Source organism: Cellulomonas xylanilytica, from assembly GCF_007989805.1.
In the GTDB taxonomy this organism is placed as follows: domain Bacteria; phylum Actinomycetota; class Actinomycetes; order Actinomycetales; family Cellulomonadaceae; genus Cellulomonas; species Cellulomonas xylanilytica.
This window is the reverse complement of the sequence record NZ_BJUB01000001.1, coordinates 182,648-199,422: the sequence shown is the minus strand read 5'-3', so window position 1 is coordinate 199,422 and position 16,775 is coordinate 182,648. Positions and strand designations below refer to the sequence as shown.

The following is a 16,775-nucleotide window of genomic DNA, read 5'->3' as shown; positions in this document are numbered from 1 at the left end:
CCTGCCGACAGTGCACACAACGTGCACGGGTCCCTCGCCCAACTCTCTGACGTGCGGGTACGCCCGGTCCTACGGTGTCGTCCATGAGCGACACCGGAGCACCGACGCCCCCGACTCCCCCTGCTCTCCCCGGCCCGCCGCCCTCCTGGGTGGCGGGCCGGGGCGGTCTCGTCCTGCGCGAGCCCGGCCCGCTCGCCCGGACGCTCACGGCCTTCTGGGCGGAGCGACGCCGGCCCGTCCCCGCCAGCACACTGATCCTGTGCGGCGTGGTCGGGGTGGCCGGTGGCGTCCTCCTCGTGGGGCATGCTCCCGGGCTCGGGGCTGCGCTCATCGGGCTGCTCGTCTGGGCGGCGGCCGCCCCCGCGCTGGTCCGTCGGCGCGACGTGAACGACGCCGTCACCGCCGTCCTGTCGATCGTGCTGTTCGCCGTGGTGGCCGTCCGCGACGCGGGGTGGGTCGTCGCGCTCTGCGCGCTCGTCGCCGTCTGGACCGGGGTGGTCGCCGTGACGTCGGCCCGGTCGGCACCGGCCGCCCTGCTCGCGCCGCTGACCTGGGCGGCCGGCACCGTCCGCGCGCTGCCGTGGGTGGCGAAGGGCCTCGAGACCCTCGCCGGCTCGCGCCGGGGGCAGCTGCTGGTCGCGCTGCGGAGCGTCGGGATCACAGTCGGCCTGCTGCTGGTGTTCGGGTTCCTGTTCGCCAGCGCCGACCGCGTCTTTGCCAACCTCATGCCGCGGGTGCAGGCGGACCTGCTGCCGGGCCAGGTCGTCGTCGGCGTGCTCGTGGCCGTCGTCGCTGCGGCGCTCGCGCACCTCGCGCTGGCGCCGCCCAGCTGGTCCGACGTGCGGCTCGCTCCGAGGGCACCCGCCAAGCGCGGCGAGTGGCTCCTCCCGGTGCTCGCGCTCGACGCGTTGGTCCTGCTGTTCGTGACGGTGCAGGTGGGCGCCCTGCTCGGCGGGCACCGCCACGTGCTGGAGACCGAGGGCCTCACCTACGCGGAGTACGCGCGGGAGGGGTTCGCCCAGCTCGTCGTGGTCACGGCCCTCACGCTCGTCGTCGTCGCGGTCGCCGCCCGACGCGCTCCCCGCGAGTCCGAGCAGGACCGCCTGCTGTCCCGGCTCGCCCTCGGCGCGCTGTGCCTGGGCACCCTCGGCGTCGTGGCGTCCGCGCTGCGCCGGATGGACCTGTACGTCGAGGCGTTCGGCCTCACGCGGCTCCGGATCTTCGTGACCGTCACGGAGGTCGTCCTCGCCGCGGTCTTCGTGCTGCTGCTGGTCGCGGGGATCCGCTGGCGCGGGGGGTGGCTGCCCCGAGCCGTGCTCCAGGTGGTGGCGGTCGCGATGCTCTGCCTCGCGCTCGTGAACCCCGACGCGCAGATCGTCCGGCACAACACCACGGCCGACCTCGAGTCCACCCTCGACGTCGACTACCTCGCGGGCCTCTCCGCGGACGCGGTCCCGGCCTACGACCAGATCGAGGGCGAGCCGGCGCTGCGCCGGTGCCTGCTCGCCGCGGCGAGCGTCTCGCCTGCCACGGGCATCGGCGACTGGAACCTCGGCCGGGAGCGCGCCGTGCAGGTGCTGGGCACCGCGCAGCCCGCCACCGACGCGCGGTGCACGTCGGACCGGTGATCTCCGGTCAGACGAGGACGACGTCCTCCTCCTCCACGGGCTCCGCACCTCGCGGTCGTGCCGCCAGGGTCACCAGCCCGAGCACGACCAGCGCGACGACGAACACCCCGATCACGTAGGCGGGGGTGAGCCGGTCGGCCAGGACGAGGGCGAGGGCGGCCAGGGCGATCACGACGACGCGGACCAGCGTGCGTTGCTGGTCGAGCCAGACGCCCACCGGTCCCGTGCTGATGCCCCGGCGCTCCCCCGCCGTGCGCAGCCACGCTGAGGCGTGCGAGGAGGACGCGCGCAGCTGGCGGGCCGCGGTGGTGCCGCCCGCGACGAACGCGATGATGGCTAGCAGCAGCCCGAGCACCAGCCCCACCCGCAGCTCGATGCGCAGCAACGAGACGAACTGGTCGTAGATCGCGACCGCGGTGTCGACGCGTTGCACCGTCGGTGGCAGCGCGTTGGCGTACAGGGATCTGCCGACGGCCAGGGCGAGCCCGAGCAGGAGCATCGCACCGGCCAGGGACAGGCCGGCCACGACCAGCGCCCGCGACCGGTGCCGCGCGGCGAGCACGCCCGCAGCGAGCAGGGCCAGGGACAGGTACGGGAGGATCCCGCCCACGATGTCGATCAACCGGTAGGCGCTCTGCAGCCGCACCAGGTCCGCGCTGGACGCGATCGGGAACGTCACGTTGATCGTGGGGATCCGGCTCACCAGGGTGAACCCGGCCTGCTCCAGCGACGTCTTGACGTCCTCGATGATCGGCGTGACGTCGATCGTGAGGGCGCCGGTGTCGCTGATCTGCGCGAGCGCGTCGGGATCGCCGCGCAGGGTCGCGACGATCTGCTGGTGGGCGGCCCGGTTGGCTTCCTCCCAGACGTTCTCGAACTGCTCGGAGCTGACGATCTTGGTGACGTTCTTGCGGATGAACCCGGTGATCGCCTCCTGCAGCGGTGCCTGCAACGAGGTGACCGCCTGGCCCACCAGCGGGGGCAGGTCCAGCCCGGCGACAGCGTCGGTGGCCTGCGTGGTCAGCTGCTCGACGTTCAGCGCGTCCACCACCGCGACGGTGATCCGGTTGGACACCGCGGACTGCACGAGCGGGTCCTCGGCGATCGGCGCCACCGTGTCGACGTAGCGGTCGGTGTCCACGACGAGCCCGCGCGCCCAGCTGCCGACGACCGCGACCGGGGCCAGCAGGGCGCCGACCAGGATCAGGACGACCGCCGCGGTCGCGCGCCCCGCCCCGCGACGGGGCCGCGGCGGCACCGCGGTGGGCGGTGGGGCGGTCGCCGTCGCCGCCCGGAGGCGCGCGTTCTCCGTCTCCAGCAGCTGCAGGCGGGCCAGCAGGACGGCGCGGTCCTCCGTCGCGGACGACGCGGGGACCTCGACGTCGATGCTCGTCGGGATCTCCGCGGTGTCGTGCAGGGAACCGGTCGGGATCTCGGCCGTGTCGTCCTGGTCCTGCGGCGCTGCCACGGCGTCCGACGGCCCGGTGTCGTCCGGGACCTCCTCGTCGGGCGTCACATAGGGCGACTCCGTGTCCGGCGTCGCCGTCGCGTCGTCGGTGGCGGGCGTCCCCACCAAGGGATCTGCCGTCGGCGGCTGGGCGCCCGTTCGGCGCGGCTTGCGGGGCGACGGCTTGTTCTCGACCACGGAGGCCCTCCCGGCATGTCGGACATGGTGCGACCTGCCGAGCATGGCAGTTGCGCTGCTCAGAGCGCGAGAGGCATGCCATGACCGGCTCGGGCGCGGGACCGCCACCGGGTGCGAGCGGCCCGGTACCGTGCCACCCGAGACGAACGCCGCCCGCGAGCCCGCTCGCCCGCCCGCACGGGGGAACCGATGCCGAACCGCCCTGCGACACGCCCGATCGGCGTGAGCCGCCCCGATCCCCGCAGGCCTCCCGCGTGGCTCCCCCGCGCGCTGCTGATGACCGGCATCGCCGTGTTCCTCGGGCTCGCGACGTGGCGGGCGCTGTCCCTGCTGGGCAACGTCATCTTCATCGTGGTCATCTCGTGGTTCCTCGCGCTCGCGATGGAGCCGCCCATCCGCTGGCTGGTGGCCCGCGGTCTGCGGCGCACGCGAGCCACCGGGCTGGTGATGATCACCTCGCTGGTGGTGATCCTCGCGGTGATCGCCCTGTTCGGCGGCCTGTTCGTCACGCAGGTCATCGAGCTGGTCCAGTCGCTGCCGGAGTACTACGCGCAGCTCGCCGACTGGGTCACGCAGCGGTTCCCGGTCGAGATGCCCGAGGCCGACGACCTGCTCATCGGGCTCGGCGAGAACTGGCAGCAGCTGGCCCCCGGCCTCATCGGGCTCGGCTCGTCGATCCTCGGCGGGCTCTTCACCACCAGCGCCGTCCTGCTCGTCGTCTACTACATGGCGAGCGCCGGCCCGAAGCTCCGCGCGGCGATCTGCCGGATGCTGGCCCCCGCCCGGCAGCGCGAGGTGCTGCGCCTCTGGGAGGTGTCCCAGGAGAAGGTCGCCGACTTCATCAACTCACGGATCGTCCTGGCGGCCCTCTCGACGTTCTTCACGTTCGTCTTCCTGACGGCCCTGAGCATCCCGTACGCGCTCCCGCTGGCGGCCTTCACCGGCGTGGTCTCGCAGTTCGTCCCCACCATCGGCACGTACATCGGCGGCGCGCTGCCCATCGCCGTGGCACTCGCCGTGGACCCGGTCAAGGGTCTGCTGACGCTGGCGTTCATCGTCGGGTACCAGCAGGTGGAGAACCTGCTGTTCTCACCCAAGGTCTCGGCGCGGTCGCTCGAGATCAACCCGGCGATCTCGTTCCTCGCCGTGATCGCGTTCGGTGCGGTCTTCGGCCCGATCGGTGCGTTCCTCGCGCTGCCCGTCGCCGCGACGATCCAGGCGGTCTCCTCGACGTACATCCGCCGGCACGACCTGGTGGACGACGAGCTGCTCCGGGAGGACGAGCGGGCACGGCAGGAGCGCGGCTGGGTCGACGTGCCCGAGGACGAGGCGGCCGACGCGCCGGACCGTCCGGCGGATCAGCCGTAGAAGACGCGCTCCACCACGGCACGCGCCCGGCGGGCGGTCCGCAGGTAGTCCTGCTCCAGCTCACCGCCGGACCCCGCGGGGTACCCGACGACACGGGCGAGCCCGGCGAGCGCCTGCCGGTCGTGGGGCAGGACGTCGGCGTGCGCTCCGCCACGCCCGCTCCACAGCACGTTGGCGTCCCGCAACCTGCTGGCCAGCAGCCACGCCTCGGTCAGCACCCGCGCGTCGTCGGCGTCGAGGAGCCCCGCCGTGGTGGCGGCCTCGAGCGCGGCGAGCGTCGCCGTGGTGCGCAGCGCGGGCACCTCGTGGGCGTGCTGGAGCTGGAGGAGCTGGGCGGTCCACTCGACGTCCGCGATGCCGCCGCGCCCCAGCTTGAGGTGCCGCGCGGGCTCCACCCCGCGGGGCAGCCGCTCGGACTCGACCCGGGCCTTGATGCGCCGCACCTCGCGCTCGACCGCCGGCTCGACACCCCCGACGGGGTACCGCAACGGGTCGATCAAGCGCAGGAACCGCTCACCGAGGTCGTCGTCGCCGGCAACCGGGCGGGCGCGCAGCAGCGCCTGGCTCTCCCAGGGTGACGACCAGCGCTGGTAGTACTCGGCGTAGGAGTCGAACGACCGGACCAGCGGCCCGTTGCGGCCCTCCGGACGCAGGTCCGCGTCCACCTCGAGGGTCGGCTCGGGCCCGACGGTCCCCAGCAGCGTGCGCAGCTTCGTCGTCACCAGGAGAGCGAACTCCTGCGCGACCCGCGGGTCCGCGCCCTCGACCGGGTCGTGCACGAACAGCACGTCGGCGTCGGAGGAGTACCCCATCTCGGCGCCGCCCCACCGACCCATCGCGACGACGAGCAGCCGGGTCGGGCTGGTCTCCAGCCCCTTGTCCGTACGCGCCTCCCACTCCGCCACGCGCAGGGCGCCGACCAGGACGACGTCGGCGGCGACGCTCAGGCTGCGCGACGCCCGCTCCCCCGTGACGACACCGAGCACGTCGGCGGCTGCGGTGCGCGCCAGCTCCCGCCGACGCAAACCGCGCAGCGCGGTCACCGCCGGGACGGGCTCGTCCGACCGCGTGAGGATCGCGTCGGCCTCGGCGGTCAGGCGCTCGAAGGTGCGCGGCACCAGGTCGGCGTCGTCGGCGAGCCACGTGACCGACTCCGGCGACCTGGTCAGTGCGTCGGCGACGTAGCGCGACGTCGAGAGCACCTGCGCGAGCCGGCGGGCGGCCGTCCCCGAGTCGCGGAGCAGCTTGAGGTACCAGTGGGTGGTGCCCAGCTCGTCGGAGAGCCGCCGGAACGCCAGCAGGCCACCGTCGGGGTCGGCCCCGTCCGCGAACCACCCGAGCATCACCGGGAGCAGCTGGCGCTGGATCGACGCCCGGCGCGACACCCCCTCGGTCAGCGCCGCGATGTGCCTCATCGCGCCCGCCGGGTCGGTGTAGCCGATGGCGGCGAGCCGCGCCTTGGCGGCGTCCGGGGCGAGGCTGGCCTCCGCGGTGGACAGCTGGGCGGTGGCGGGCAGGAGTGGCCGGTAGAACAGCTCCTCGTGCAGACCCCGCACCTCGCGACGCGTGGTGCGCCAGCGGTCGCGCAGACCGTCCGCACCCTCGGCGCGCATGCCGATCGAGCGCGCGAGCCGGCGCAGGTCGGGCTCCGCGGTCGGCATCAGGTGCGTGCGACGCAGCCGGTGGAGCTGGATCCGGTGCTCCAGGACGCGCAGCAGCCGGTAGCAGACGGCCAGCTGAGCCGCGTGCGACCGCCCGACGTACCCGCCCGCCGCCAGCGCGGCGAGCGCGGTCAGGGTGCTCGGGCTGCGGATCGACTCGTCCGCGCGTCCGTGCACGAGCTGCAGCAGCTGCACGGTGAACTCGACGTCCCGCAGGCCGCCGACCCCGAGCTTGAGCTGCCGGTCCGCCTCCGCGGCGGGCACGTGCCCCTCGACCCGCCGACGCATCGCCTGCGAGTCCTCCACGAAGTGCTCGCGCGTCACGGCGCTCCACACGAACGGCTGCGTCATCGCGACGTACTCGAGCCCGAGCGCCTCGTCCCCCGCCAGCGGGCGTGCCTTGAGCAGCGCCTGGAACTCCCAGGTCTTGGCCCAGCGCTCGTAGTACGCCTTGTGGCTCGCGATCGTGCGGACCAGCGGCCCGTCCTTGCCCTCGGGACGCAGCGCAGCGTCGACGGGCCACAGCGCCGGCTCGCCTGACGGCGTCGAGCACACCCGCGCCAGGCCCGCCGCGAGCCGTGACGCCGCGGCGAGCGCCTCGGCCTCGTCGACACCGTCCGCGGGCTCCGCCACGTAGATGACGTCCACGTCGCTCACGTAGTTGAGCTCGCGTCCTCCGCCCTTGCCCATGCCGATGACGGCGAGCCGGACACCGAGGCCGTGGTCGTCCAGGTCGGCGCGAGCCAGCGCCAGGGCCGACTCCAGCGCGGCAGCCGCGAGGTCGGCCAGCGCGGCCGCGACCCCGGGCAGACGGCTCAGCGGGTCGGTGCTGGTGAGGTCCGTCGCCGCGATCCGCAGCAGCCGCGTCCGGTAGGCCAGCCGCATCGCGTCCGTCCCCGCGGCACCGGTGAGCGTCGCCACCGGCACCTCGGCCTCGGCGTCGGCCCCGACGGCGCGCAGGAGCTCGGCCCGGACCTGCGAGACGGGCACTCCCGTCCCCGGCGCGTCGTCGAGCAGCACCCGCAGCGTCTCGGGGTGCGCGACGAGCGTGTCGCCCAGCGCCACCGATGCACCGACGACCGCGAGCAGCCGCGAACGGGGCGGACCGTCGTCCTCGAGGACGCCCCGGAGCAGCCCCAGCAGGTCCGGGTCCCCCACGACCGCGCCGGCGAGCTTCGCCAGCGCGAGCAGCGCCTGGTCGGGGTCCGCCACGTCGGCGAGCGGCGGGATGAGCACGTCGGCGGGCGCCCCGACCACCTGCACCAGGGCCGCGTCGTCGAGCAGCCGCTCGGCGCGCCCCGCGTCGGACACACCGACCCGCGTCAGCCGACCGGCCAGCGACGACCCGCGGCCGGCAGAGGTCGAGCTCGCGCTCACGCTCACAGCACCGGGAGGAACCGCCGCAGCTCGTACGGCGTCACCTGCGAGCGGTAGGCCTCCCACTCCTGGCGCTTGTTGCGCAAGAAGTAGTCGAACACGTGCTCGCCCAGCGTCTCCGCCACCAGCTCGGACTTCTCCATGAGCGAGATCGCGGCGTCCAGCGACGTGGGCAGCGGCTCGATCCCGAGCGCGCGGCGCTCGGCGTCGGTGAGCTCCCAGACGTCGTCCTCGGCGCCCTCGGGCAGCTCGTAGCCCTCCTCGACGCCCTTGAGCCCCGCGGTGAGCAGGAGCGCGTAGGCGAGGTACGGGTTGGTGGCGGAGTCGACCGCGCGGTACTCGATGCGGCTCGAGTTGCCCTTGCCGGGCTTGTACATGGGCACGCGGACCAGTGCGGAGCGGTTGTTGTGACCCCAGCAGACGTAGCTCGGCGCCTCGGCGCCGCCCCAGAGCCGCTTGTAGGAGTTGACGAACTGGTTGGTGACCGCGGTGATCTCGGCGGCGTGCCTGAGCAGGCCCGCGATGAACGAGCGCGCCGTCTTGGACAGCTCCAGGTGCCCGCCGGGCTCGTGGAACGCGTTGCGGTCGCCCTGGAAGAGCGACAGGTGCGTGTGCATGCCGGAGCCGGGCTGGTCGGCCAGCGGCTTGGGCATGAAGCTGGCGAAGACGCCCTGCTCGAGCGCGACCTCCTTGACCACGGTGCGGAACGTCATGATGTTGTCCGCGGTGGTCAGGGCGTCGGCGTAGCGCAGGTCGATCTCGTTCTGGCCGGGTCCGGCCTCGTGGTGCGAGAACTCCACCGAGATGCCCATCGACTCGAGCATCGTGATGGCGGCGCGGCGGAAGTCGTGCGCGGTGCCACGCGGGACGTGGTCGAAGTAGCCGCCCTGGTCGACGGGCACCAGCGGGAGGGTCGGGTCCGCGGGCGCGTCGAAGAGGTAGAACTCGACCTCGGGGTGCGTGTAGAAGGTGAACCCCTGGTCGGCCGCCTTCGACAGCGCGCGCTTGAGCACGGTCCGGGAGTCCGCGAGCGACGGCTCGCCGTCGGGCGTCAGCAGGTCGCAGAACATGCGGGCCGTGCCGTGCCGCTCCCCCCGCCAGGGCAGGATCTGGAACGTCGAGGGGTCGGGCTTGGCGATCATGTCCGCCTCGTACACCCGGGTCAGGCCCTCGATGGCGCTGCCGTCGAAGCCGATCCCCTCGGAGAAGGCGGCCTCCAGCTCGGCCGGTGCCACCGCGACCGACTTCAGGATCCCGAGCACGTCGGTGAACCAGAGACGGATGAAGCGGATGTCCCGCTCCTCGACCGTGCGGAGCACGAACTCCTGCTGCCTGTCCATGCGGTACATCCTGCCTGATGAACGGTCCGTCGCAGGGCCAGTGTCCGGGGTGGGTCGCACGAGGTGGTTAGGCTCGGCCACATGCCTTTCCCCCGCATCGCCCTGGCGCAGATCGACACGCGCGTGGGCGACGTCGACGCGAACGCCCAGGCCGTCCTGGACTGGGCCCGGACGGCCGCGCAGGCGGGCGCCCACCTGGTGGTCTTCCCCGAGATGACCCTCACCGGCTACCCCATCGAGGACCTCGCGCTGCGGGCGTCCTTCCGCCGCGGCGCCGAGGCCGCGCTGCAGCGCACCGCGCGGGCGCTGGCCGACGAGGGTCTCGGTGACCTGGCCGTCCTGGTCGGGACCGTCGGGGAGAAGTCGGTGACGCCGGTGCACGAGCCGGGCGCGCCCGAGGGGCCGAGGCGCCCCACCAACCAGGCGGTCCTGCTCCAGCACGGCCAGGTGCAGGTGCGCTACGACAAGCACCACCTGCCCAACTACGGGGTCTTCGACGAGTACCGGATCTTCGCGGCCGGCGACGACGTCTGCGTGATCGACGTGCTGGGCCGCCGCGTCGGGGTCGTCGTGTGCGAGGACATCTGGCAGGACGGCGGACCCGTCTCGCAGATGGACGAGAACGAGGTCTCGCTGCTCGTCGTCCTGAACGCCTCGCCGTACGAGGAGGGCAAGGGCCACCAGCGCGTCGAGCTGGCTGCGCGGCGCGCGCACGAGGTCGAGGCGCCCGTCGCGTACGTGAACCTGGTGGGCGCGCAGGACGACCTGGTGTTCGACGGCGGGTCGTTCGTGATCGCCACCGACGGGACCGTGCTGACCAGCGCGCCGCAGTTCGTCGAGCACCTGCTCGTGTGGGACCTGCTCGGCGACGACGACGCCCCCGCGACGGGCCCGATCGCCCCGCCGCTCGAGCCGGACGAGGAGGTCTACCGCGCGCTCGTCATGGGACTGCACGGGTACGTGACCAAGAACGGGTTCCGGTCGGTCGTCCTGGGCATGTCCGGAGGCATCGACTCGGCGCTGGTGGCCACCATCGCCGCGGACGCGCTCGGGGGTGAGAACGTCGTCGGCGTCTCGATGCCGTCCGTGTACTCCTCCGACCACAGCAAGGACGACGCGCAGGACCTGGCCAAGCGGATCGGTGCCGACTTCCGCGTCCAGCCGATCAAGGCGATGGTCGACGCGTTCGAGGCGGAGATCCCGCTCGAGGGCGTGGCCGCGGAGAACCTGCAGGCCCGCGTCCGAGGGGTCATCCTCATGGCGATCTCGAACCGCGAGGGCCATCTGGTGATCGCACCGGGCAACAAGTCCGAGCTCGCGGTCGGCTACACGACGATCTACGACGCCGGCAGCATCGGCGGGTTCGCGCCCATCAAGGACGTCGACAAGTCGCGTGTCTGGGCGCTGGCCCGCTGGCGCAACAACGCCGCGCTCGACGGCGTGTTCGGCCCTGGTGAGATCCCCCCGATCCCGGAGTCGTCCATCACCAAGCCGCCGTCGGCGGAGCTGCGCCCCGGCCAGGTCGACCAGGACTCGCTCCCGCCGTACGACCTGCTCGACGAGGTGCTCGACGCCTACGTCGAGCACGCCGAGGGCCGCGCCGAGCTGCTGGCGCGCGGGTTCGACCCCGCCGTCGTCGACAAGGTCGTGACGCTCGTCGACCGGGCCGAGTGGAAGCGCCGCCAGTACCCGCCGGGCACCAAGGTGACCGCGCTGGCGTTCGGCCGTGACCGTCGGCTGCCCATCACCACCCGCTGGCGCGAGCCGTGACCACCCCGACAGGAACCCCGACAGGAGCCGCCGGCATGACCCCCACCACCCCGAAGCGTGTGCGCGTGCACCACCTGCGCGAGGCGAAGGAGCGCGGCGAGCGGCTGACCATGCTCACCGCCTACGACGCCGTCACCGCACGCATCTTCGACGAGGCCGGCATCGACATGCTGCTGGTGGGCGACTCGATCGGGAACACCATGCACGGGCACACGACGACGCTGCCGGTGACGGTCGACGACCTGATCCCCCCGGCACGGGCCGTCGCCGGGGCGGCCAGGCGGGCGTTCGTCGTCGCCGACCTGCCGTTCGGCTCCTACGAGGCCGGGCCCGAGCAGGCGCTCGCCACCTCCGTGCGCATGATGAAGGAGACCGGCGTCGCCGCCGTGAAGTTCGAGGGCGGCAAGCGGGTCGCCGCGCAGATCCGGGCGATCACCGACGCCGGCATCCCGGTCGTCGGGCACCTGGGCTACACGCCCCAGTCGGAGAACCTGCTCGGCGGTCCGCGCGTGCAGGGCCGCGGTGACCTCGCGGCCGAGCTGCTGTGCGAGGACGCGGTGGCCATCCAGGAGGCCGGTGCGGTCGCCGTGGTCCTCGAGATGGTGCCGGCCCCGGTGGCAGCACGCGTCACGGAGATCCTGCACATCCCGACGATCGGCATCGGCGCCGGGACGCAGTGCGACGGCCAGGTGCTGGTCTGGGTCGACATGGCAGGCATGACGGACTGGTCGCCGCGCTTCGCCAAGCGGTTCGGTGAGGTCGGGGCGGCGCTCAAGGCGGCCGCGTCGGCGTACGCGGACGAGGTGCGTGGCGGCACGTTCCCGGACGCGGACCACCAGTTCGACGCGTGAGCAGAAGGGCCCGCGTCCTCGTCTGGGTCCTCGCGACGGTCGTCGGCGGTGTGCTCGTCGCGCTGGCGGTCCCGCTCGCCTCGGGGACCTACCCGGTGGCGCAGGTCGTCTCGTTCCGTGCCGTGCTCGGCGTGGGCGCCACCACGGCGGCAGCCGTGCTGCTGGCGGTCCCGTGGTCGCGCCGTCGGCTGCTGCCGGTCGCCCTCGCGTTCGCGCTGGGTGCCGCTGCCCAGGCGGCCGTGCTCGTGGTGCGGTCGTGGCCGCACGAGCCTGCGGCGGCGACGGGTGCCGGGGACGACGTCGTGGTGCTGTCGTTCAACACCCTCGACACCGTGGGGGCCGAGGTGCTCGCCGACCTCGTCCTCGCGCACCGCGCGGACGTCGTGGTGCTGCCCGAGACCTCGGCCACGGTGGCGCGGTCGACGGCCGAGCGGCTCGGCGCCGCGGGCAGGCCGATGCAGGTGCTGACCGCGGACGGGAACACCTCGTTCATCGCCGGGACGGCGTTGCTCGTCTCGCCCGACGTGGGCACCTACGCCGTCGCCGAGCCGCTGCCCACCCGGCTCGGCTCGCTGCGCGCGGAACCCACCGAGGGTGCCGGCTCGCCGGTCCTCGTCGCTGCGCACCCGATGGCGCCCATCAGCCGCGCGTCCATGCCGGCCTGGCGGACGGAGACGCGGCTCGTCGCAGCCGAGTGCGTGACGACACCCGGCGCGATCGTCGCGGGCGACCTGAACGCCACCCTCGACCATCCCGGTCTCCGGGAGCTCGGGCCGTGCGTGGACGCCGCCCGCGCAGCCGGCGTCGCGTCGTCCGGCACGTGGCCGGCGACCGTCCCCACGCTGGTCGCCGCACCCATCGACCACGTCCTCGTCGACGGTCGCGTCTGGCGCGTGACCGGCTTCGAGGTCCTCCCGCCGACCGGCGCCAGCGACCACCGCCCGATCGTCGCGACGCTCACGCGCCGCTGACGCGGTCAGCTCGAGAGCTTCGCCTCGGCCTTGGCCTTCGCGGTCGCGGTGTCGCGCGCCAGCCGCGCGTCCTTCTCCTCCTGCGTCGCCACGGCAAGAGCGTCCTGGAGCTTCTGCAGCTCTGCGGGATCGGTCGACGTCGCAGCCGCGACATTGTTCTTGGCCGTCCGGAGTCGCTTCTTCGCGTTGACGAGCGCCTTGCGCAGCACGTCCACGCCGTTGAACGCCTCGAAGGCCTTCTGGCGTGCCCCTTGGTCCTCCGCCATCGCGAGACCCTTGATCACGACCAGCTGCGCCGCGGCCGCCTGCGCGACCTTGTCCGCAGCGGGTCTGTCGTCGCCGCCTCGCACCACCTTGCTCTCGGTGCCCGGCTGCTCGGGGCGATCCTTCTTGCCTTCCGCCGGGACGGCGTCGGCGGTCCGCTTGACGGCGTCGCTGGTCTCGAACGTCTCGAAGGCGGACCAGACCTCCTGCTCCACCTTGGACACCGCGTCCTCGAACGACCTCGGCTCCGACTCCTCGTCGGAGTCCGCCTCGAAGATCGCGATCAAGGTCTGCACGCCCTTGTCGAGCACCGCCGTCAGCTTCGCCTTCAGCGTCGCGCGTGCCGCCGCGTCGGTCGCCGTCTTGAGCGCGCTGGCCCCGATGTAGAGCATCACCGTCGTCATCTGCGAGTACTCGACGGCTGTCGTGGGCGGGATGACCAGCTCCTCGAACAGCGCGGTCACGTGGTTGTCCGGGATCACGTGCTCCGACTCGAGCGCCCAGTACGGCATGAACTGCTCCTGGCCCTTGGGTGGCTGCCAGCCGGTGTCCTGCGATCCGTGCGGCGCGACGTTCCCGATGTTCGGGGCGTGCCCGACACCGGTCTTGAGCTTGTCCCACAGGTCCGGGTGGGCGATGAGGAGCGCCTTGACCTGGTCGACGAGCTTCTGGATCTGCTCGTCGCGCTGCTTGATCGTCGTCTCGCCCTTCTTCCGCCCGGTCTTCTGGTGGAACGCCACGCGGATCTGGTCGAGCAGCGCGCGGGCCTCGGTGACCTCCGGTGGGATCGGGTGCTTCTTCTCCGACGCGACGAGCATCGCGTCGTTCTCGAAGTACAGCTGGTGGTCCTCGGCGCCGACCTTGAACGTCCCGTCCCAGACGGGCGGCACGTCCTCCTCGTCCTCCTCGCCGCCGAACAGCGCGTCGAGCGCCGACTGCGCCAGGGAAATCGCCTTGTCGATCAGCCAGTCGATGGCCTCCACGATCTTGGCGCGCAGGTCGATGATGATCTGCTTGACCTGCTCCGGGACGTCGCCGAGGCCGGCCTGGTTGGCGAGGAAGCCGATGGCGACCGGGACGGCGTTGGCCAGCCCGGTCTCCAGCATCGCGGCGCCGGGCCCGACGTTGCCCTTGGCGATCTGCGCGACGGTCGAGACGTAGGAGTCGATGAGCTCGAGCAGCTCGCGCATGTAGTCGAGCACCGACTGGACGGCCTTGAAGAAGGCGATGCAGGAGTTGACGACCGCCATGATGCCGGTGGGGTCGAGCATCGACAGGACCTTCGCGATCGCCTTGTTGACGATCTCCTTCATGATCCAGGACTTCGCCGCGTCGAAGATCAGGTCCCACAGGTTGCTGAGCTGCTCGCTGATCTTGTCCCAGATCGCCTCGATGCCGCGTTCCTGGACGTCCTTGATGAAGGAGAACGCCTGACCGGCCAGCTCGATCGCCTCCCGGATCTTGTCGACCTTCTCCTGGCCGATCTTCGCCGCGAGCCGCTGCCAGAGGAGCTCGACCGTCACGCCGGACACCTGGATCACCAGGGTGATGGCGGCCTCGAGCGTCAGCTCGGTCGGGGTCTCGATGCCGAGCGACTTCAGGCCGCGGAACATCCACGCGGCAAGCCCCTTGAGCAGGTGCTCGAGGATGTTGTCGAAGAACCGGCTGAACCCCTGCTTCATCGCCTCCACGACGTTCAGCAGGAACTCGACCGGGTCGCGCTTGATGTCGTCGATCGCCGACTCGACCTGCCCGAGGATGTGGCCGAAGATCTCGGGCGGGAAGTTCATCAGCCGCAGGATCAGCTCGACGACCACCTGGACCACGACGGCCGCGAACCGGATGATCCGCTCGAGCGGCCCGCCGAACTGGTCGAGGATCTTGTCGAACGTCTGCAGCGGCGACAGCAGGGACTCGAGCGTGACGAGGTTCCAGATGCCCAGGAACGTGTCGGTGACCAGCGCCCACGAGATGTTCAGCTCGGTCATCGCCGAGGTGATCCGGCCGGCGGCGTTCGCGATGACGCCGGACTCGGCCAGCTTGGCGTACATCTCCTCGCCGCCGGGCAGCAGGAGGATGAACCCCTTGATGAGGTTCTCGGCCGTGCGCGGCACCACGTCGCCGGTGAACGGGTCCTTCTCCAGGATCACCGTGAGCAGCTCGTAGCCGGGGATCTTCTTCGCGTACGACGAGAGCCAGGCCAGCAACGAGTCCTTGACCAGCACCAGGACCTGGGCGATCACGTCCTGGGCGAAGTCGCCGATCTGCTTGATGATCGAGAACGCCTGGTCCGCCAGCGCCGGCAGGGTGTCGAGCAGGTTCGGCAGGTTCGCCGGGCTCAGCGCCGCCCCGGCCTGCTCGAGCAGGGCGCCGACCTGGCCGACGATGCCCTTGAACTGGTCGATCTTCGAGTCGACCCAGTCGGCGGTCTTCTGCAGCGTGCCCCGCTCGACCATCTGGTCCAGCACCTTCTGCTGGCCGATGACCGTGAGGAAGTCGGTGAGGATCTCGACCGTGGTGGCCGGTACCGCCTCACCCGTCAGCGGGTTGGTGTGCAGCACCTTCTTCGCGAGGCTCCAGTACGGCGCGATGCTGTCCTTCTCCAGCAACGGCTCGGCGACGGCCGCGAGCACGGAGCGGACCTTCGCGATGACGGCGTCGGCCACCTCCCCCAGGAACGCCTTGACGTCGTTGACGATCGCCGAGAGGTACCGGCGGGCGATCGCCAGGTTGAACTCGACGCCCTCCGTGATCGACATCTCCTCCCAGGCGCTGTCGAGGTCGGCCAGCACCCGCGCGAACGTCAGGTTGTGGCGCTCCAGCCCCTCGCTCAGCATCGTGAAGACGTCGTCGAGCACCTTGGCGGCCTGCAGGACCGGCCCCGACGCGGCGCCGAACGGGCCGAAGGTGAGGAGCTTCTCGACGAAGCCCTGGCGGCTCTCCGTCGCCGACTCCCCGGTGATCGGGTCGCTGCCGATGACCGTGCTCACGACGGAGTACCCGGGGATGGACTGGATGTCCTGGATCAGCCAGTCGGGCATGACGGTGCCGAGCGAGAGGCGGGCCACCTCCGCGCGCAGGACGCCGACGGCCTGCTGCTGCACCACGTGGGTGGACTCGTGCGCCATGAGCTCGAGGTCCGTCGGCGACTCGCCCTCGCCGAGGAAGATGTCGGCGCCCACGGTGAACGCGCGCGCCTGCAGCGCCGCGGTGGCCGCGCTCGCGTCGGGACCCTGGTGGACGCGGACGCCGCCGAGGTCGGCCCCGAGGACCGGGGCGACGCGGGCCTGGACGCCTGGGTCGAGCGGGACGCCCGTCCCCGGGCTCGCGATGAGGGACGCGACGCTCTGCGGCACCTCGACCTGACCGCCCTCGGCGACCTCCTCGACGTGCTCGGCGACGGACCCGGCGTCCGCCGGCGGCGACGGAGGCGGTGCTGCGGTGTCGCTGTCACGGGCGGCGCGTGGCCGGGGCACGGCGTCGGTCCGGGCCCGGCCGGCCGGCGGGACCGCGGGGGCGGCCGCCGGCTCTGCGACCGTCCGGCGGTGCACGACGTCGGACGCGACGCGCTCCGCCTCGCGCTCCACCGGGTCGTCGGGGTGCGTGACGGCCAGGCTCGCCCGCGCGACCCTGTTGCTCCACGCGTTCAGCGCGGCGGTGGGTGCCGGGCCCCCGGCGCGTGCCAGACGTGCGACCTGCCCGTTGGAGTGCACCGGCCCGACCGGCTGGCGGGCGGCGGAGCTGCCGGTCGCTGCAGCCCGGTGCCGCCGCTCCGGCTCCTGGACCACGTCGCGCGCGAGCGTCGTCGGCACGGCCTCACCCGCCCGGCGAGCCGCTGCCGGCGCCAGCGCGAGGCTGTCCCGTCATCCACCCGTCATAGCCCATCGACCCCCGGGAGCG

The 16,775-nt window shown here is 72.5% G+C and carries 9 protein-coding genes; 5 read left to right on the top strand and 4 right to left on the bottom strand.

Annotated features, from left to right (window positions below; genetic code table 11):
• The first annotated feature begins 83 nt into the window (after window positions 1-83).
• Entirely contained in the window at window positions 84-1,628 is a 1,545-nt protein-coding gene (locus tag CXY01_RS00880; RefSeq protein ID WP_146925179.1) for a DUF4153 domain-containing protein, read from the top strand.
• A gap of 7 nt (window positions 1,629-1,635) precedes the next feature.
• On the opposite strand, the gene CXY01_RS00875 is transcribed toward CXY01_RS00880, so the two are convergent.
• Window positions 1,636-3,273 (bottom strand): hypothetical protein, encoded by a 1,638-nt coding sequence (locus CXY01_RS00875; protein WP_246124902.1) that lies wholly within the window; start codon window positions 3,271-3,273, stop codon window positions 1,636-1,638.
• Between the two features lie 222 nt (window positions 3,274-3,495).
• On the opposite strand from CXY01_RS00875, the gene CXY01_RS00870 reads away from it, so the two are divergent.
• A complete protein-coding gene (locus tag CXY01_RS00870) occupies window positions 3,496-4,641 on the top strand; it encodes an AI-2E family transporter (RefSeq protein WP_246124900.1) in 1,146 nt (381 codons plus the stop codon).
• Here CXY01_RS00870 and CXY01_RS00865 read toward each other — a convergent pair.
• Both CXY01_RS00865 and glnA read right to left on the bottom strand, forming a co-directional pair.
• Window positions 4,632-7,679, bottom strand: coding sequence for a bifunctional [glutamine synthetase] adenylyltransferase/[glutamine synthetase]-adenylyl-L-tyrosine phosphorylase (locus tag CXY01_RS00865; protein WP_146925178.1), 3,048 nt, complete (start codon window positions 7,677-7,679; stop codon window positions 4,632-4,634). The genes CXY01_RS00870 and CXY01_RS00865 overlap by 10 nt on opposite strands.
• Window positions 7,680-7,681: 2 nt before the next feature.
• A complete protein-coding gene (gene glnA, locus CXY01_RS00860; RefSeq protein WP_146925177.1) occupies window positions 7,682-9,019 on the bottom strand; it encodes a type I glutamate--ammonia ligase in 1,338 nt (445 codons plus the stop codon).
• A gap of 81 nt (window positions 9,020-9,100) precedes the next feature.
• Between glnA and CXY01_RS00855 the strand changes: the two genes are divergently transcribed.
• Genes CXY01_RS00855 through CXY01_RS00845 form a run of 3 tightly spaced genes read left to right on the top strand, consistent with a single transcriptional unit; the run spans window position 9,101 to window position 12,611 of the window.
• Entirely contained in the window at window positions 9,101-10,789 is a 1,689-nt protein-coding gene (locus CXY01_RS00855; protein ID WP_146925176.1) for an NAD+ synthase, read from the top strand.
• Window positions 10,790-10,824: 35 nt separating this feature from the next.
• The gene (panB, locus tag CXY01_RS00850; protein ID WP_146925175.1) at window positions 10,825-11,640 is read left to right on the top strand and encodes a 3-methyl-2-oxobutanoate hydroxymethyltransferase; all 816 of its coding nucleotides are present in this window, start codon (window positions 10,825-10,827) and stop codon (window positions 11,638-11,640) included.
• On the top strand, window positions 11,637-12,611 hold the full coding sequence (locus CXY01_RS00845; protein ID WP_146925174.1) for an endonuclease/exonuclease/phosphatase family protein: 975 nt from the start codon (window positions 11,637-11,639) through the stop codon (window positions 12,609-12,611). The genes panB and CXY01_RS00845 overlap by 4 nt, the downstream gene beginning before the upstream one ends.
• A 5-nt stretch (window positions 12,612-12,616) precedes the next feature.
• Here CXY01_RS00845 and CXY01_RS00840 read toward each other — a convergent pair whose 3' ends face one another.
• A complete protein-coding gene (locus tag CXY01_RS00840; protein WP_146925173.1) occupies window positions 12,617-16,687 on the bottom strand; it encodes an eCIS core domain-containing protein in 4,071 nt (1,356 codons plus the stop codon).
• Window positions 16,688-16,775 lie beyond the last annotated feature (88 nt).